Origin of the sequence: Escherichia sp. 94.0001, assembly GCF_013369155.2 — a bacterium.
Lineage (GTDB): Bacteria > Pseudomonadota > Gammaproteobacteria > Enterobacterales > Enterobacteriaceae > Escherichia > Escherichia coli_F.
Map to the genome: position 1 here is coordinate 16,889 of NZ_JABWMS020000002.1, position 18,024 is coordinate 34,912.

Annotated in this window: 17 protein-coding genes; 11 read left to right on the forward strand and 6 right to left on the reverse strand. The window is 50.6% G+C overall.

The window, feature by feature from the left end; all coding sequences use genetic code 11:
• The first annotated feature begins 35 nt into the window (after window positions 1-35).
• The 3 genes from znuA to lpxM all read left to right on the forward strand — a co-directional run bounded on the left by znuA (window position 36) and on the right by lpxM (window position 3,396).
• Complete coding sequence (gene znuA / locus HEN33_RS01150; RefSeq protein WP_011076428.1) at window positions 36-968, forward strand: zinc ABC transporter substrate-binding protein ZnuA; 933 nt, start codon at window positions 36-38, stop codon at window positions 966-968.
• A 15-nt stretch (window positions 969-983) separates the two neighbouring features.
• The gene (gene mepM / locus HEN33_RS01155) at window positions 984-2,306 is read left to right on the forward strand and encodes a murein DD-endopeptidase MepM (protein WP_001184045.1); all 1,323 of its coding nucleotides are present in this window, start codon (window positions 984-986) and stop codon (window positions 2,304-2,306) included.
• Window positions 2,307-2,424: 118 nt separating this feature from the next.
• Window positions 2,425-3,396, forward strand: coding sequence for a lauroyl-Kdo(2)-lipid IV(A) myristoyltransferase (lpxM, locus tag HEN33_RS01160; RefSeq protein WP_000448381.1), 972 nt, complete (start codon window positions 2,425-2,427; stop codon window positions 3,394-3,396).
• Window positions 3,397-3,527: 131 nt separating this feature from the next.
• On the opposite strand, the gene pyk is transcribed toward lpxM, so the two are convergent.
• Both pyk and hexR read right to left on the reverse strand, forming a co-directional pair.
• Window positions 3,528-4,970 (reverse strand): pyruvate kinase, encoded by a 1,443-nt coding sequence (pyk, locus tag HEN33_RS01165; protein WP_000091148.1) that lies wholly within the window; start codon window positions 4,968-4,970, stop codon window positions 3,528-3,530.
• Window positions 4,971-5,097: 127 nt separating this feature from the next.
• Window positions 5,098-5,967: a DNA-binding transcriptional regulator HexR gene (gene hexR, locus HEN33_RS01170; RefSeq protein ID WP_001056701.1), complete on the reverse strand. Its 870-nt coding sequence runs from the start codon at window positions 5,965-5,967 to the stop codon at window positions 5,098-5,100.
• 337 nt (window positions 5,968-6,304) lie between these two features.
• On the opposite strand from hexR, the gene zwf reads away from it, so the two are divergent.
• The 3 genes from zwf to kdgA all read left to right on the forward strand — a co-directional run bounded on the left by zwf (window position 6,305) and on the right by kdgA (window position 10,504).
• A complete protein-coding gene (gene zwf, locus HEN33_RS01175; protein ID WP_000301727.1) occupies window positions 6,305-7,780 on the forward strand; it encodes a glucose-6-phosphate dehydrogenase in 1,476 nt (491 codons plus the stop codon).
• A gap of 234 nt (window positions 7,781-8,014) precedes the next feature.
• Complete coding sequence (gene edd / locus HEN33_RS01180; RefSeq protein ID WP_001069461.1) at window positions 8,015-9,826, forward strand: phosphogluconate dehydratase; 1,812 nt, start codon at window positions 8,015-8,017, stop codon at window positions 9,824-9,826.
• Between the two features lie 36 nt (window positions 9,827-9,862).
• Complete coding sequence (gene kdgA, locus HEN33_RS01185) at window positions 9,863-10,504, forward strand: bifunctional 4-hydroxy-2-oxoglutarate aldolase/2-dehydro-3-deoxy-phosphogluconate aldolase (RefSeq protein ID WP_000800512.1); 642 nt, start codon at window positions 9,863-9,865, stop codon at window positions 10,502-10,504.
• A 54-nt stretch (window positions 10,505-10,558) separates the two neighbouring features.
• On the opposite strand, the gene purT is transcribed toward kdgA, so the two are convergent.
• Window positions 10,559-11,737 carry a formate-dependent phosphoribosylglycinamide formyltransferase gene (gene purT, locus HEN33_RS01190; RefSeq protein ID WP_176263787.1) on the reverse strand — a complete coding sequence of 393 codons (1,179 nt, stop codon included), beginning with the start codon at window positions 11,735-11,737 and terminating at the stop codon, window positions 10,559-10,561.
• 133 nt (window positions 11,738-11,870) lie between these two features.
• On the opposite strand from purT, the gene yebG reads away from it, so the two are divergent.
• The 4 genes from yebG (at window position 11,871) to ptrB (ending at window position 15,837) form a co-directional block, all read left to right on the forward strand.
• Window positions 11,871-12,161, forward strand: coding sequence for a DNA damage-inducible protein YebG (gene yebG / locus HEN33_RS01195; protein WP_000257738.1), 291 nt, complete (start codon window positions 11,871-11,873; stop codon window positions 12,159-12,161).
• A gap of 66 nt (window positions 12,162-12,227) precedes the next feature.
• Complete coding sequence (gene yebF, locus HEN33_RS01200; RefSeq protein WP_176263786.1) at window positions 12,228-12,584, forward strand: protein YebF; 357 nt, start codon at window positions 12,228-12,230, stop codon at window positions 12,582-12,584.
• A 326-nt stretch (window positions 12,585-12,910) separates the two neighbouring features.
• On the forward strand, window positions 12,911-13,570 hold the full coding sequence (locus HEN33_RS01205; protein WP_000024744.1) for a tellurite resistance TerB family protein: 660 nt from the start codon (window positions 12,911-12,913) through the stop codon (window positions 13,568-13,570).
• 206 nt (window positions 13,571-13,776) lie between these two features.
• Window positions 13,777-15,837 (forward strand): oligopeptidase B, encoded by a 2,061-nt coding sequence (gene ptrB, locus HEN33_RS01210; RefSeq protein WP_176263785.1) that lies wholly within the window; start codon window positions 13,777-13,779, stop codon window positions 15,835-15,837.
• Here ptrB and exoX read toward each other — a convergent pair.
• The 3 genes from exoX to holE form a co-directional block, all read right to left on the reverse strand.
• The gene (exoX, locus tag HEN33_RS01215) at window positions 15,834-16,496 is read right to left on the reverse strand and encodes an exodeoxyribonuclease X (RefSeq protein WP_000944256.1); all 663 of its coding nucleotides are present in this window, start codon (window positions 16,494-16,496) and stop codon (window positions 15,834-15,836) included. The genes ptrB and exoX overlap by 4 nt on opposite strands.
• Before the next feature lie 23 nt (window positions 16,497-16,519).
• Complete coding sequence (yobB, locus tag HEN33_RS01220) at window positions 16,520-17,176, reverse strand: carbon-nitrogen hydrolase family protein YobB (RefSeq protein WP_176263784.1); 657 nt, start codon at window positions 17,174-17,176, stop codon at window positions 16,520-16,522.
• A 101-nt stretch (window positions 17,177-17,277) separates the two neighbouring features.
• Complete coding sequence (holE, locus tag HEN33_RS01225) at window positions 17,278-17,508, reverse strand: DNA polymerase III subunit theta (protein WP_000916763.1); 231 nt, start codon at window positions 17,506-17,508, stop codon at window positions 17,278-17,280.
• Between the two features lie 138 nt (window positions 17,509-17,646).
• Here holE and yobA point away from each other — a divergent pair, with 138 nt between their 5' ends.
• Entirely contained in the window at window positions 17,647-18,021 is a 375-nt protein-coding gene (gene yobA, locus HEN33_RS01230; protein WP_176263783.1) for a CopC domain-containing protein YobA, read from the forward strand.
• Window positions 18,022-18,024 lie beyond the last annotated feature (3 nt).

An 18,024-nucleotide genomic window follows, 5' to 3' on the forward strand; every position in this document is an offset into this window, starting at 1 on the left:
CACTTCTCATATTCATTACGATGATTGGTCGCATTATGTTACATAAAAAAACGCTTCTTTTCGCAGCATTATCCGCCGCTCTCTGGGGCGGTGCAACACAGGCCGCAGATGCTGCCGTTGTCGCTTCGCTTAAACCCGTTGGGTTCATCGCTTCTGCCATTGCTGATGGGGTAACAGAAACGGAGGTTTTACTACCTGACGGCGCTTCAGAACATGATTATTCACTGCGTCCATCAGATGTAAAACGCTTACAGAACGCGGACTTAGTCGTTTGGGTTGGCCCGGAGATGGAAGCGTTCATGCAAAAACCGGTAAGTAAATTACCTGAAGCGAAACAGGTAACGATTGCGCAGCTAGAGAATGTGAAACCGCTGCTGATGAAAAGTATTCACGGCGATGATGATGATCATGACCACGCGGAAAAAAGTGACGAAGATCACCATCACGGCGATTTCAACATGCATCTTTGGCTTTCCCCAGAGATAGCGCGGGCTACAGCGGTTGCAATCCATGGAAAATTAGTGGAACTTATGCCGCAAAGTCGAGCCAAACTTGACGCCAACCTGAAGGATTTTGAGGCACAATTAGCCTCAACCGAAAAGCAGGTTGGTAACGAGCTCGCGCCGCTCAAGGGGAAAGGTTATTTCGTTTTTCACGATGCTTACGGCTATTTCGAAAAACAGTTCGGACTGACACCGCTTGGTCATTTTACCGTTAACCCTGAGATTCAACCTGGCGCGCAGCGTTTACATGAAATAAGAACACAGTTGGTTGAGCAAAAAGCAACCTGCGTTTTTGCTGAGCCACAGTTCAGGCCAGCGGTCGTTGAGAGCGTCGCACGAGGGACATCCGTTCGTATGGGAACGTTGGATCCCCTGGGGACGAATATCAAACTGGGTAAAACAAGCTATTCAGAATTCCTGAATCAATTAGCCAACCAGTATGCGAGCTGCCTGAAAGGAGATTAATGAGGAAGTGATTACGTGCAACAGATAGCCCGCTCTGTCGCCCTGGCGTTTAATAATTTACCGCGACCACACCGCGTTATGTTGGGGTCGCTCACCGTTCTTACTCTGGCCGTCGCTGTCTGGCGGCCCTATGTTTATCATCGCGATGCCACGCCAATTGTCAAAACCATTGAGCTGGAACAGAACGAAATTCGTTCGCTCTTACCTGAAGCCAGTGAGCCGATTGATCAAGCTGCACAAGAAGATGAAGCCATTCCCCAGGATGAACTGGATGACAAAATCGCCGGTGAAGCGGGCGTGCATGAATATGTTGTTTCCACTGGCGATACGCTAAGCAGCATTCTCAATCAGTATGGTATTGATATGGGTGATATCACCCAACTGGCTGCTGCCGACAAAGAATTGCGTAACCTGAAAATCGGTCAACAACTTTCCTGGACATTAACCGCGGACGGCGAACTGCAGCGCCTCACCTGGGAAGTGTCTCGTCGTGAAACCCGAACCTATGACCGTACTGCCGCTAACGGTTTTAAAATGACCAGCGAAATGCAGCAAGGAGAGTGGGTCAACAATTTGCTGAAAGGTACCGTCGGGGGAAGCTTTGTTGCCAGCGCCAGAAACGCCGGTTTAACCAGCGCCGAAGTGAGCGCTGTGATTAAAGCTATGCAGTGGCAAATGGACTTCCGCAAACTGAAAAAAGGCGATGAATTTGCGGTGTTAATGTCACGAGAAATGCTTGATGGCAAACGTGAGCAAAGTCAGCTGCTGGGCGTACGTTTGCGTTCTGAAGGTAAAGATTATTACGCAATCCGCGCTGAAGATGGCAAATTCTACGACCGTAACGGCACTGGTCTGGCGAAAGGATTCTTGCGATTCCCGACGGCGAAACAATTCCGTATCTCGTCTAACTTTAACCCGCGTCGTACTAACCCGGTGACTGGTCGCGTTGCACCGCACAGAGGTGTTGATTTCGCCATGCCACAGGGTACGCCAGTGCTTTCAGTGGGTGACGGTGAAGTGGTGGTTGCCAAACGCAGTGGCGCAGCAGGTTATTATGTGGCTATTCGTCATGGTCGTAGCTACACCACGCGTTATATGCACTTGCGTAAGATTCTGGTGAAACCAGGACAGAAGGTGAAACGTGGCGACCGTATCGCGCTTTCCGGTAATACCGGACGTTCAACCGGGCCGCATCTGCACTATGAAGTATGGATAAACCAGCAGGCCGTAAACCCGCTGACGGCAAAACTGCCGCGTACCGAAGGGCTGACCGGCTCCGATCGTCGCGAATTCCTGGCGCAGGCCAAAGAGATTGTGCCGCAGCTACGGTTTGATTAATTAACATCCATTCGCAGCCGGTACGCAGTCAGTACCGGCTTTTTTATTTGGTGCGAGGCAAGTTGCGCCGCTACACTATCACCAGATTGATTTTTGCCTTATCCGAAACTGGAAAAGCATGGAAACGAAAAAAAATAATAGCGAATACATTCCTGAGTTTGATAAATCCTTTCGCCACCCGCGCTACTGGGGTGCATGGCTGGGCGTAGCAGCGATGGCGGGTATCGCTTTAACGCCGCCAAAGTTCCGTGATCCCATTCTGGCACGGCTGGGACGTTTTGCCGGACGACTGGGAAAAAGCTCACGCCGTCGTGCGTTAATCAATCTGTCGCTCTGCTTTCCAGAACGTAGTGAAGCTGAACGCGAAGCGATTGTTGATGAGATGTTTGCCACTGCGCCGCAAGCGATGGCAATGATGGCTGAGTTGGCAATACGCGGGCCGGAGAAAATTCAGCCGCGCGTTGACTGGCAAGGACTGGAGATCATTGAAGAGATGCGGCGTAATAACGAGAAAGTGATCTTTCTGGTGCCGCACGGCTGGGCCGTCGATATCCCTGCCATGCTGATGGCCTCGCAAGGGCAGAAAATGGCAGCGATGTTCCATAATCAGGGTAACCCGGTTTTTGATTATGTCTGGAACACGGTGCGTCGTCGCTTTGGCGGTCGTCTGCATGCGAGAAATGATGGTATTAAGCCTTTCATCCAGTCGGTACGTCAGGGCTACTGGGGATATTATTTACCCGATCAGGATCATGGCCCCGAGCACAGTGAGTTTGTTGATTTCTTTGCCACCTATAAAGCGACGTTGCCCGCGATTGGTCGATTGATGAAAGTGTGCCGTGCGCGCGTTGTACCGCTGTTTCCAATTTATGATGGCAAGACGCATCGTCTGACGATTCAGGTGCGCCCACCGATGGATGATCTGTTAGAGGCGGATGACCATACGATTGCGCGGCGGATGAATGAAGAAGTCGAGATTTTTGTTGGTCCGCGACCAGAACAATACACCTGGATATTAAAATTGCTGAAAACTCGCAAACCGGGCGAAATCCAACCGTATAAGCGCAAAGATCTTTATCCCATCAAATAAAAAAAGCCTCTCGCGAGGAGAGGCTTCCGCCGTGTGATAAGTTCAAGTTTGCTTCAGAAGATTCGAAATCTGTTGAACTATCATTGAACTGTAGGCCGGATGAGGCGTTTTCGCCGCATCCGGCAACGTACTTACTCTACCGTTAAAATACGCGTGGTATTAGTAGAACCCACGGTACTCATCACGTCGCCCTGGGTGACAATCACCAGGTCACCAGACATCAAGTAACCTTTATCGCGCAGCAGATTAACCGCTTCGCTGGCAGCTGCTACGCCGTCATTAGCGCTATCAAAGTGCACCGGCGTAACGCCACGATAGAGAGCAGTCAGATTCAGCGTACGTTCATGGCGCGACATAGCGAAAATCGGCAGACCGGAGCTGATACGGGAGGTCATCAGAGCGGTACGACCCGATTCGGTCATAGTGATGATCGCCGTAACGCCTTTCAGGTGGTTAGCCGCGTACATTGCTGACATGGCGATAGCTTCTTCCACATTGTCGAACTGAACGTCCAGACGGTGTTTAGAAACGTTGATGCTCGGGATTTTTTCCGCACCCAGGCAAACACGCGCCATGGCTGCAACGGTTTCTGAAGGATACTGACCAGCAGCAGTTTCTGCAGACAGCATCACAGCGTCAGTACCATCCAGAACGGCGTTTGCTACGTCCATGACTTCTGCACGCGTCGGCATCGGGTTAGTAATCATTGACTCCATCATCTGGGTCGCAGTGATTACCGCGCGGTTTAGTTGACGTGCACGACGGATCAACGCTTTCTGAATGCCGACCAGTTCCGGATCGCCAATTTCCACACCGAGGTCGCCGCGAGCAACCATTACCACGTCAGAGGCGAGGATGATGTCATCCATTGCATCCTGGCTGCAAACGGCTTCCGCACGTTCAACCTTGGCAACAATTTTCGCATCACATCCTGCATCGCGTGCCAGCCGACGGGCATAGTTCAGATCTTCGCCGCAGCGTGGGAAGGAGACGGCCAGGTAATCTACGCCAATTAACGCCGCAGTCTTAATGTCTGCTTTGTCTTTTTCGGTCAGCGCTTCAGCCGACAAACCGCCGCCAAGTTTGTTGATACCTTTATTGTTGGAGAGGGGACCACCGACGGTCACTTCGGTGAACACTTTCATGCCCTGAACTTCCAGTACTTTTAACTGAACGCGACCATCGTCCAGCAGCAGGATGTCACCAGGCACGACGTCAGCAGGCAGGCCTTTGTAGTCGATACCGACTTTTTCTTTGTCGCCTTCACCTTTACCCAGGTTGGCGTCGAGCAGGAATTTATCCCCAATATTGAGGAAAACTTTGCCTTCTTTAAAGGTGGATACACGGATTTTGGGCCCCTGGAGGTCACCCAGAATAGCCACATGACGCCCCAGTTTTGCGGCAATCTCACGAACTTTATCCGCGCGCATTTTGTGATCTTCAGGAGAGCCGTGAGAAAAGTTCATCCGTACAACGTTTGCACCCGCAGCGATAACTTTCTCAAGGTTATTATCGCGATCTGTTGCTGGGCCTAACGTGGTAACGATTTTTGTTCTGCGAAGCCTTCTGGACATGTAATACTCCGTTGACTGAAACAACCAGGTGTTGCTTGAACATGAAATCCGAATGAAATAACGCCGCGATGGCGATAAAGTAATCTCATTCGGATGTCGTATAAGATTAGAACAGTGACAGTCGTTTTTAGCGATCGTCACTTAAATTAAGTAACTGCTTATCAAAACGCGATTCCTTCAGCGCTTCCTTGACCCGCTTCAAGTTATCTCTGAATTTTGCACCGCGTCGCAAAGTAAAACCTGTTGCCAGCACATCTATCACGGTCAGCTGTGCAAGTCGAGAAACCATGGGCATATAAATGTCAGTATCTTCCGGTACATCGAGGGTAATTGCTAGCGTTGCTTCTCGGGCAAGCGGGGTACCCGCAGAGGTGAGGGCAATCACCATGGCGTCGTTTTCCCGTGCCAACTGCGCCAACTCGACCAGATTTTTTGTTCTTCCAGTGTGAGAAATCAGCACCACCACGTCTCCGTCGCTACAATTCATACAACTCATGCGTTGCAGCACGATATCATCGGAGTACACCACCGGAACATTAAAACGAAAGAACTTATTCATCGCATCGTGGGCAACGGCGGCAGAAGAGCCTAATCCAAAAAACGCGATTTTTTTGGCCTGAGTGAGCAAGTCGACGGCGCGGTTAACGGCAGATTTATCCAGTGAATGACGGACATGATCGAGCGTCGCCATTGCCGACTCAAATATTTTTCCCGTGTATGATTCAACGCTGTCATCTTCATTGACGTTGCGATTAACATAGGGGGTGCCATTCGCCAGACTTTGTGCCAGATGCAGTTTAAAATCAGGAAAACCGCGCGTGTCCATACTGCGACAGAAACGATTCACCGTCGGTTCACTAACATTGGCCTCCAGCGCCAGAGCAGCAATACTCGAATGGATCGCGTTATCGGGCGAAGCCAGAATGACCTCGGCAACTTTGCGCTCTGATTTGCTCAAATGTTCCAGCTGAGACTGGATTTTTTCCAGCATATTCATGATGTAAAGAGACTCACGGGTAATGACGATTTCCGCACTGAAAGAAATCGAAATGCAGTTTTGTCAGATATTACGCCTGTGTGCTGTGTTAATGACAAAAGCAGATAAAAAAGTTGTTATTTTTTTTCATAACATGATCAGTGTCAGATTTTTACCCAATGGAAAACGATGATTTTTTTATCAGTTTTGCCGCACTTTGCGCGCTTTTACTGTAATCGCACGGGTGGATAAGCGTTTACAGTTTTCGCAAGCTCGTAAAAGCAGTACAGTGCACCGTAAGAAAATTACAAGTATACCCTGGCTTAAGTACCGGGTTAGTTAACTTAAGGAGAATGACATGGCGGTAACGCAAACAGCCCAGGCCTGTGACCTGGTCATTTTCGGCGCGAAAGGCGACCTTGCGCGTCGTAAATTGCTGCCTTCCCTGTATCAACTGGAAAAAGCCGGTCAGCTCAACCCGGACACCCGGATTATCGGCGTAGGGCGTGCTGACTGGGATAAAGCGGCATATACCAAAGTTGTCCGCGAGGCACTCGAAACTTTCATGAAAGAAACCATTGATGAAGGTTTATGGGACACCCTGAGTGCACGTCTGGATTTTTGTAATCTCGATGTCAATGACACAGCTGCATTCAGCCGTCTCGGCGCGATGCTGGATCAAAAAAATCGTATCACCATTAACTACTTTGCCATGCCGCCCAGCACTTTTGGTGCAATCTGCAAAGGGCTTGGCGAGGCAAAACTGAATGCTAAACCGGCACGCGTAGTCATGGAGAAACCGCTGGGGACGTCGCTGGCGACCTCGCAGGAAATCAATGATCAGGTTGGCGAATACTTCGAGGAGTGCCAGGTTTACCGTATCGACCACTATCTTGGTAAAGAAACGGTGCTGAACCTGTTGGCGCTGCGTTTTGCTAACTCCCTGTTTGTGAATAACTGGGATAATCGCACCATTGACCATGTTGAGATTACCGTGGCAGAGGAAGTGGGGATCGAAGGTCGCTGGGGCTATTTTGATAAAGCCGGTCAGATGCGCGATATGATCCAAAACCACCTGCTGCAAATTCTTTGCATGATTGCGATGTCTCCGCCGTCTGATTTGAGTGCAGACAGCATCCGCGATGAAAAAGTCAAAGTACTGAAGTCTCTGCGCCGCATTGACCGCTCCAACGTACGCGAAAAAACCGTCCGTGGGCAATACACAGCGGGCTTCGCCCAGGGCAAAAAAGTTCCGGGCTACCTGGAAGAAGAGGGCGCGAACAAGAGCAGCAATACAGAAACCTTCGTGGCGATCCGCGTCGACATCGACAACTGGCGCTGGGCCGGAGTGCCATTCTACCTGCGTACTGGTAAACGCCTGCCGACCAAATGTTCTGAAGTCGTGGTCTATTTCAAAACACCTGAACTGAATCTGTTTAAAGAGTCGTGGCAGGATCTGCCGCAGAATAAACTGACTATCCGTCTGCAACCTGATGAAGGCGTGGATATCCAGGTACTGAATAAAGTTCCTGGCCTTGACCACAAACATAACCTGCAAATCACCAAGCTGGATCTGAGCTATTCAGAAACCTTTAATCAAACGCATCTGGCAGATGCCTATGAACGTCTGCTGCTGGAAACCATGCGTGGTATTCAGGCACTGTTTGTACGTCGTGATGAAGTAGAAGAAGCCTGGAAATGGGTGGACTCCATTACTGAGGCGTGGGCGATGGACAATGATGCGCCGAAACCCTATCAGGCCGGAACCTGGGGACCGGTTGCCTCGGTGGCGATGATTACTCGTGATGGCCGTTCCTGGAATGAGTTTGAGTAATATCTGCACTCATCCTTTATGGTTATTTTACCGGTAACATGATCTTGCACAGATTGTAGAACAATTTTTACACTTTCAGGCCTCGTGTGGATTCACCCACGAGGCTTTTTTTATTACACTGACTGAAACGTTTTTGCCCTATGAGCTCCGGTTACAGGCGTTTCAGTCATAAATCCTCTGAATGAAACGCGTTGTGAATCATCCTGCTCTGACAACTCAATTTCAGGAGCCTTTATGAATCCACAATTGTTACGCGTAACAAATCGAATCATTGAACGTTCGCGCGAGACTCGCTCTGCTTACCTCGCCCGGATAGAACAAGCGAAAACTTCGACCGTTCATCGTTCGCAGTTGGCATGTGGTAACCTGGCACACGGTTTCGCTGCATGCCAGCCAGAAGACAAAGCCTCTTTGAAAAGCATGTTGCGTAACAATATCGCCATCATCACCTCCTATAACGACATGCTCTCCGCGCACCAGCCTTATGAACACTATCCAGAAATCATTCGTAAAGCCCTGCATGAAGCGAATGCGGTTGGTCAGGTTGCGGGCGGTGTTCCGGCGATGTGTGATGGTGTCACCCAGGGGCAGGATGGAATGGAATTGTCGCTGTTAAGCCGCGAAGTGATTGCGATGTCTGCGGCGGTGGGGCTGTCCCATAACATGTTTGATGGTGCGCTGTTCCTCGGTGTGTGCGACAAGATTGTCCCCGGGCTAACGATGGCAGCCCTGTCGTTTGGGCATTTGCCTGCGGTGTTTGTGCCGTCAGGTCCGATGGCAAGCGGTTTGCCAAATAAAGAAAAAGTGCGGATTCGCCAGCTTTATGCTGAAGGTAAAGTGGACCGCATGGCGCTGCTGGAGTCAGAAGCTGCGTCTTATCATGCTCCAGGGACATGTACTTTCTACGGTACCGCCAATACGAATCAGATGGTGGTGGAGTTTATGGGGATGCAGTTGCCGGGCTCTTCTTTTGTTCATCCGGACTCCCCGCTGCGCGATGCTTTGACCGCTGCAGCTGCGCGCCAGGTTACACGCATGACCGGTAATGGTAATGAATGGATGCCGATCGGTAAGATGATCGATGAGAAAGTGGTGGTGAACGGTATCGTTGCACTGCTGGCGACCGGTGGTTCCACTAACCACACCATGCACCTGGTGGCGATGGCGCGCGCAGCCGGTATTCAGATTAACTGGGATGACTTCTCTGACCTTTCTGATGTTGTACCGCTGATGGCACGTCTCTACCCGAACGGTCCGGCCGATATTAACCACTTCCAGGCGGCAGGTGGCGTACCGGTTCTGGTACGTGAACTGCTCAAAGCAGGCCTGCTGCATGAAGATGTCAATACGGTGGCAGGCTTTGGTCTGTCTCGTTATACCCTTGAACCATGGCTGAATAATGGTGAACTGGACTGGCGGGAAGGGGCAGAAAAATCACTCGACAACAATGTGATCGCTTCCTTCGAACAACCTTTCTCTCATCATGGTGGGACAAAAGTGTTAAGCGGTAACCTGGGCCGAGCGGTTATGAAAACCTCTGCCGTGCCGGTAGAGAACCAGGTGATTGAAGCGCCTGCGGTTGTTTTTGAAAGCCAGCATGACGTTATGCCAGCCTTTGAAGCGGGTTTGCTGGACCGCGATTGTGTCGTTGTTGTCCGTCATCAGGGGCCAAAAGCGAACGGAATGCCAGAATTACATAAACTCATGCCGCCACTTGGTGTATTATTGGACCGGTGTTTCAAAATTGCGTTAGTTACCGATGGACGACTCTCCGGCGCTTCAGGTAAAGTGCCGTCAGCTATCCACGTAACACCAGAAGCCTACGATGGCGGGCTGCTGGCAAAAGTGCGCGACGGGGACATCATTCGTGTGAATGGACAGACAGGCGAACTGACGCTGCTGGTAGACGAAGCGGAACTGGCTGCTCGCGAACCACACATTCCTGACCTGAGCGCGTCACGCGTGGGAACAGGACGTGAATTATTCAGCGCCTTGCGCGAAAAACTGTCCGGTGCCGAACAGGGCGCAACCTGTATCACTTTTTAAGACGACAAATTTGTAATCAGGCGAGAGAAAACTCTGATGAAAAACTGGAAAACAAGTGCAGAATCAATCCTCACCACCGGCCCGGTTGTACCGGTTATCGTGGTAAAAAAACTGGAACACGCGGTGCCGATGGCAAAAGCGTTGGTTGCTGGTGGGGTGCGCGTTCTGGAAGTGACTCTGCGTACCGAGTGTGCAGTTGACGCTATCCGTGCTATCGCCAAAGAAGTGCCTGAAGCGATTGTGGGTGCCGGTACGGTGCTGAATCCACAGCAGCTTGCAGAAGTCACCGAAGCGGGTGCACAGTTCGCAATTAGCCCGGGTCTGACCGAGCCGCTGCTGAAAGCTGCTACCGAAGGGACTATTCCTCTGATTCCGGGGATCAGCACTGTTTCCGAACTGATGCTGGGTATGGACTACGGTTTGAAAGAGTTCAAATTCTTCCCGGCTGAAGCTAACGGCGGCGTGAAAGCCCTGCAGGCGATCGCGGGTCCGTTCTCCCAGGTCCGTTTCTGCCCGACAGGTGGTATTTCTCCGGCTAACTACCGTGACTACCTGGCGCTGAAAAGCGTGCTCTGCATCGGTGGTTCCTGGCTGGTTCCGGCAGATGCGCTGGAAGCGGGCGATTACGACCGCATTACTAAGCTGGCGCGTGAAGCTGTAGAAGGCGCTAAGCTATAAAAGTCAAAATGCCCGATCGTGAATCGGGCATTTTTGTAGCGTTTTTCTCCGGGGTTAAGCTTGTACTTTTACCTGTGCTGCGGCGTGCTTTGCGCGCTCAATCGCTTCATCAACGCTCTCAGCGGTCGCCAGCGCTACACCCAGACGACGGCTGCCATCAATTTCCGGCTTACCAAATAAACGAATCTGCAAACCTGCCCCTACGGCATTCTGCACATTATCAAACGTGACATTCTGACTGGTCAGTTGTGGCAGGATAACGGCAGAAGCTGCAGGACCATACTGACGGATCCCGCCAACCGGAAGTCCGAGAAAGGCTCGCACATGCAGGGCAAACTCCGAGAGATCCTGAGAAATTAACGTCACCATCCCGGTATCATGTGGGCGAGGGGAGACCTCACTGAAAATCACCTCATCACCACAGACAAACAGCTCGACACCAAACAGCCCATAACCGCCCAGTGCCAGTACTACTTTGCGGGCAATCTCCTGCGCACGTTTCAGAGCCAGCTGACTCATTTGCTGCGGTTGCCAGGATTCACGATAGTCGCCATCTTCCTGGCGATGACCTACCGGTGCACAGAAATGGACGCCATCCACTGCGCTGACGGTTAGCAGGGTAATTTCGAAGTCAAACTTAACGAAGCCTTCAACAATCACGCGGCCCGCTCCGGCGCGTCCACCTTGCTGAGCGTATTCCCACGCATGTGTAAGCTGCTCGGCGGAACGAATAAACGTCTGCCCTTTGCCGGAAGAGCTCATTACCGGTTTAACTATGCAGGGATAGCCAATAGCGGCAACTGCTTCGCGGAAAAGACTTTCACTATCGGCAAAACGATAAGTTGAAGTGGGTAGCTGCAGTTCTTCTGCCGCCAGGCGACGGATACCCTCGCGATTCATCGTTAATTTCGTTGCGCGAGCGCAGGGGACAACATTCCGTCCTTCCTTTTCAAGCTGGATCAGCATATCGGTGGCAATAGCTTCGATCTCCGGCACGATATAATGTGGTTTTTCCAGTTCAACCACACGGCGTAATGCATCACCATCAAGCATATTAATGACATGGGAGCGATGCGCGACATGCATAGCTGGCGCGTCGGTATAGCGATCGACGGCAATCACCTCTACGCCGAGACGCTGACACTCGATTGCCACTTCTTTACCCAGTTCACCGGAGCCTAATAACATCACGCGAGTTGCTGCCGGACGCAGCGCAGTGCCTAATAACGTCATAACGAATATCCCCTGATTAATTCCGCGCGCAGTATAAACGAAAACGTTTGCGCGTGTCTTTATTGTTGAAGTTGATTTCCCAATCGAGAAGAAATATACTGTATAAAATCACAGTTATTATGAGAGGCTGCAAATGGCGGTTGAAGTTAAATACGTAGTCATTCGTGAGGGCGAAGAGAAAATGTCGTTTACCAGCAAAAAGGAAGCCGATGCTTATGACAAAATGCTTGATACGGCGGATCTGCTTGACACCTGGCTGACAAATTCTCCAGTGCAAATGGAAGACGAGCAACGTGAAGCCCTTTCGCTATGGCTGGCAGAACAAAAAGATGTGCTGAGCACCATTCTGAAAACCGGCAAATTACCGTCCCCACAGGTCGTCGGTGCTGAATCCGAAGAGGAAGATGCCTCACACGCGGCCTGAAGCAACTTGCGCTCCTGACAATTTGTACCATGCTTTCTCCTGAATCATTGTGCTATGGAGAAAAACATGAAAAAAAGAGGGGCGTTTTTAGGGCTGTTGTTGGTTTCTGCCTGCGCATCAGTTTTCGCTGCCAATAATGAAACCAGCAAGTCGGTCACTTTCCTAAAGTGTGAAGGTCTGGATGCTGCCGGAATTGCCGCGAGCGTAAAACGTGATTATCAACAAAATCGCGTGGCGCGCTGGGCAGATGATCAAAAAATTGTCGGTCAGGCCGATCCTGTGGCATGGGTCAGTTTGCAGGACATTCAGGGTAAAGATGATAAATGGTCAGTACCGCTAACCGTGCGTGGTAAAAGTGCCGATATTCATTACCAGGTCAGCGTGGACTGCAAAGCGGGAATGGCGGAATATCAGCGGCGTTAATGGCCTCTGATAATTCGATTGACCGTCGGCGGATGCGGCGCGAGTGCCTGGTCCGCCCTACAAGGCACTTCAATCGTAGGCCTGGGAAGACGCAACAGCGTCGCATCGGGCAATCAGCATCAAACAATGCCACTCAAAACGTCAAATTACGTTCACCTAAAATACCCTTATCACCTGATATACAGTGAACACCTTACCTGGCGCGAATTTCTTTGAATAACGGCCTGCCGACCCGCTTATTTGCGCATCTTTTGTCTCGATATACATTTTCTGACATCCTCATCCGCTATGCTACAGGCACTAAAAATGGTTATTGAGGAGCAAATATGGCTAACTGGTTAAATCAACTGCAATCCCTGCTTGGGCAAAGCAGTTCTTCTACCTCCTCGTCTGCGGATCAGGGATTGGGCAAACTTTTAGTGCCTGGCGCATTAGGCGGACTGGCTGGGCTGCTGGTCGCAAATAAATCAGCACGTAAACTTCTTACGAAATATGGCACCAACGCGTTGCTGCTTGGCGGCGGAGCAGTAGCGGGTACGGTGCTGTGGAATAAATACAAAGATAAAATTCGCGCGGCGCATCAGGACGAACCGCAGTTTGGCGCGCAAAGTACGCCGCTGGATGAGCGTACGGCACGTTTGATCCTTGCGCTGGTCTTTGCCGCTAAAAGTGATGGTCATATTGATGCCAGAGAACGTGCGGCAATCGACCAGCAATTGCGTGAAGCCGGCGTGGAAGAGCAGGGGCGTTTACTCATTGAGCAGGCAATCGAACAACCGCTGGATCCACAACGCCTGGCTACCGGGGTACGCAATGAAGAAGAGGCGCTGGAAATCTATTTCCTGAGCTGCGCGGCTATTGATATTGACCATTTTATGGAACGCAGTTACCTGAATGCACTGGGTGACGCGCTGAAAATCCCCCAGGACGTTCGTGAAGGCATTGAACGAGATCTCGAACAGCAAAAACGCACTTTGGCGGAATAATTCCGCTCTGGATAGCCTGAAGTTGACTATTTCGGGCTATCCAGAACCACACAGCCATTTGAGCAGGCTGATTTTCTCTGTCTGCATAACATTCGATATCCGCGCCATTACCTGTCATCATCTAAGCAATGACTCCCCTGTTTCGCTTGCATCCCCGGTGAGTTTTGCCACCCTTATAAGATGTTTCAACCAGAAAGAACAATAACATGCTACCAAAAGCCGCCCGCATTCCCCACGCCATGACGCTTCATGGCGATACGCGCATCGATAATTACTACTGGCTGCGGGACGATACGCGTTCTCAGCCGGAAGTCCTGGACTACCTGCAGCAAGAAAATAGTTACGGTCATCGGGTGATGGCCTCGCAACAAGCCTTACAGGATCGCATCTTAAAGGAAATCATCGACCGCATTCCGCAACGAGAAGTTTCTGCTCCCTACATCAAAAATGGCTACCGCTATCGGCATATTTATGAACCAGGCTGTGAATATGCTATCTACCAGCGTCAATCGGCGTTCAGCGAAGAGTGGGATGAGTGGGAAACATTGCTCGATGCCAACAAGCGCGCGGCGCACAGTGAGTTTTATTCGATGGGTGGAATGGCGATTACGCCCGATAACACCATTATGGCTCTGGCAGAAGATTTTCTTTCCCGACGCCAGTACGGAATTCGTTTTCGTAATCTGGAAACAGGTAACTGGTACCCGGAACTGCTCGATAACGTTGAACCCAGCTTTGTCTGGGCGAATGACTCCTGGACTTTCTACTATGTTCGCAAGCATCCGGTGACGCTGCTTCCTTATCAGGTCTGGCGTCACGCCATCGGTACGCCAGCATCGCAGGATAAACTGATCTACGAAGAAAAAGACGATACCTATTACGTCAGCCTGCATAAAACGACCTCGAAGCACTATATAGTCATTCATCTGGCCAGCGCCACCACCAGTGAAGTTCGCCTGCTGGACGCGGAAATGGCCGATGCCGAGCCGTTTGTTTTTCTGCCGCGACGCAAAGATCACGAATACAGCCTTGATCACTACCAGCATCGGTTTTATCTGCGTTCCAACCGCCACGGCAAAAACTTTGGCTTATACCGTACCCGTATGCGTGATGAGCAACGGTGGGAAGAGTTAATTCCGCCACGCGATAACATTATGCTGGAAGGGTTTACGCTGTTTACCGACTGGCTGGTGGTTGAAGAGCGTCAGCGCGGGTTAACCAGTTTGCGCCAAATCAACCGCAAGACCCGGGAAGTCATTGGCATTGCCTTTGATGATCCGGCCTATGTGACCTGGATTGCCTACAATCCAGAACCTGAAACCGCGCGATTGCGTTATGGTTATTCTTCCATGACCACACCAGATACTTTGTTTGAACTGGATATGGATACTGGTGAGCGTCGTGTATTAAAACAAACGGAAGTTCCCGGTTTTGATGCGGCGAATTACCGCAGTGAACACCTGTGGATAGTCGCCCGTGATGGCGTCGAAGTCCCGGTTTCGCTGGTTTATCATCGCAAACATTTTCGCAAAGGACACAACCCGCTACTGGTGTATGGCTACGGTTCTTACGGCGCAAGTATTGATGCCGATTTCAGTTTTAGCCGCTTGAGTTTGTTGGATCGTGGATTTGTCTACGCCATTGTCCATGTTCGCGGCGGTGGTGAGCTGGGGCAACAATGGTACGAAGACGGAAAATTTCTGAAGAAGAAAAATACGTTTAATGATTATCTTGATGCCTGCGATGCATTGTTAAAACTGGGCTATGGCTCTCCTTCGCTCTGTTATGCGATGGGCGGGAGTGCGGGGGGCATGTTGATGGGCGTTGCAATTAATCAACGCCCGGAATTGTTCCACGGCGTTATCGCCCAGGTACCGTTTGTTGATGTTGTAACAACAATGCTTGATGAATCAATTCCTCTTACCACCGGCGAATTCGAAGAGTGGGGGAATCCGCAGGATCCGCAATATTACGAGTACATGAAAAGCTACAGCCCCTATGACAACGTCACCGCACAGGCTTATCCGCATTTACTGGTAACGACCGGTTTACACGATTCTCAGGTGCAATATTGGGAACCGGCAAAATGGGTCGCTAAATTGCGCGAGCTGAAAACCGATAACCATCTTTTATTGCTCTGTACCGACATGGACTCAGGCCATGGCGGTAAATCTGGTCGCTTTAAATCGTACGAAGGCGTAGCGATGGAATATGCTTTTCTGGTCGCGCTGGCGCAGGGAACATTACCCGCTACGCCTGCGGATTAAGTATTTTCCAGATAATGTTTCAGTGTTAAACGCAGTTCCGGGCTCATGCTGTCCAGGTTATTAAATAACCAGCGCAGATAGCCCGGATCGCGTTCGGCAACGTCGGAAACCGCTTTGCCACGGTATTTGCCAAAGGTGAAGGTCGTCATCAACGATGGACGTCCGGTGATATCGGCCATCTGTTCTGCCGTCCAGCCGGAGGTGTTCATAATATCGATAAGCAACGCAGCGGTGATATAACAGTCATACAACGCGCGGTGATGATGCAGGCCCGGCGGCGTCTGTACATTGAGCTTCCGTGTTTTATATAACGCCATATTGCTGTACTTGATCCCTGGCCACAGACGACGGGCCAGTTTCATAGTGCAAATCCACTCACCGGGCATCTCAGGCAGTACGCGGCGGTCAAAGCTGGCGTTGTGCGCGACATACCATTCACTACCGTAATAGTGCGGGATCACATCTTCAATCCACGGTTTATCGGCGACCATGGCTTCGGTGATGCGATGAATCGCCATCGCCTGTGGACTAATAGGACGATCGGGGCGCACCAGGTGGCTCATGGGGTTGACGATTTTTCCGTCAATGACATCAACAGAGGCAATCTCAACGATCCCTCCCTGCAAACCGCAGGTTTCTGTATCGATAATGCGCAACATGGCATGCTCCAGGCCGAAAAAGCCTAACGTAATGGAATGATATCGCCTTGCCAACCCTGTGATGAACGCTGACCGACTAACAATAATGAACCACGATCGGCGCGAACGATGAGACGACCATGTTCATCCCATAGTGCACTGTTACCACGGGCATTTGCCATCAGCACGGCAATTGAGTACTGATGTGAAAAAAATTGTAAGCGGCGGGTCGACGCCAGCAGGTCGGGTTCCCCCAGACATTGCCCTGTCGTAAATAGTGAACAGGTCGGATCCATATCCATACCTTGCGGTTGTTCATCGACCACCGTGATGGTTCTGGAACGACGGCCCAGACATGCACCATGACTCTGATGGTAGATCCCTGGCGTTTTTCGCCACGGTGCGAACACCGCAATTCCACGAATAAAGCGATCGTTATATTCAACGGGAAGGCCGGCAATGATGGTCATTCGCCAGGTCGTTGCAGCATAACAAAGCGGGTCTAACAGCGAGAGATCGGGTGGGGCAGGAAGGGCACGTCGCGAATAATCACACCCCAGTAAAGAAAGCGATGGAAAAACTAACAGCAGACATTGTTGCCTGGCGGCGGCCCTCACAAACTCCAGATGATGAGCTACCTGTTCAGTCAGTGAGGTTGTACGAGGCTCATATTGCGCTGCTGCGACTTTCCAGAACGACATAATGACTTCCTTTTCAAAATGACTGTAAATTATGGATGCGGTTTAGAAAATACTCATAATTTAGCAGGCGTTATGTAAGAAAGTGTAACTCTGTATAAGTTTTATTTAAGTTTAGGCTCGTAAGGTAAACGTGACAGATTGACCGACGCTAAACGGTGGGCGATAAGTCGCTCGCGAAACCAGCTGCGCAAATGTTCAGGCTGTTCACGTTCAACCGCTTCAGCGATCACCGGCATATTGTAGCGTTCTTTAAATGCCACCCCGGCTGCCGCCAAATCGACATTCACTTTATCCATTTCTGTTTGATCCAGTTTAGCCAGATTCTTCAGCATTCTTAATCTCCTCATCATTCGCGGGCAAAAGTTACTAAGAGTGAGCCTGGATGGCAAGCCGGAATTGATGATCCTCGACTCAGACATTAGACAAGGTTATGCTCTGTAAAAAAGTTATTACAAAAAGGAATAGATAATATGACTTCAACTGCACGCTCCCTTCGCTACGCGCTGGCAATCCTGACCACTACGTTGGTGACACCTTCCGTCTGGGCACATGCGCATTTAACGCATCAGTATCCTGCGGCAAACGCGCAAGTGACAGCTGCCCCGCAGGCAATCACTTTAAACTTCTCGGAAGGCGTTGAAACAGGATTCAGTGGTGCAGAAATCACGGGGCCAAAAAACGAAAATATTAAAACATTACCGGCGAAGCGGAATGAGCAGGACCAAAAGCAACTGATTGTTCCACTGGCCGATTCGCTGAAACCCGGAACCTACACCGTTGACTGGCATGTTGTTTCGGTGGACGGGCATAAAACGAAAGGACACTACACCTTTAGCGTGAAATAAATC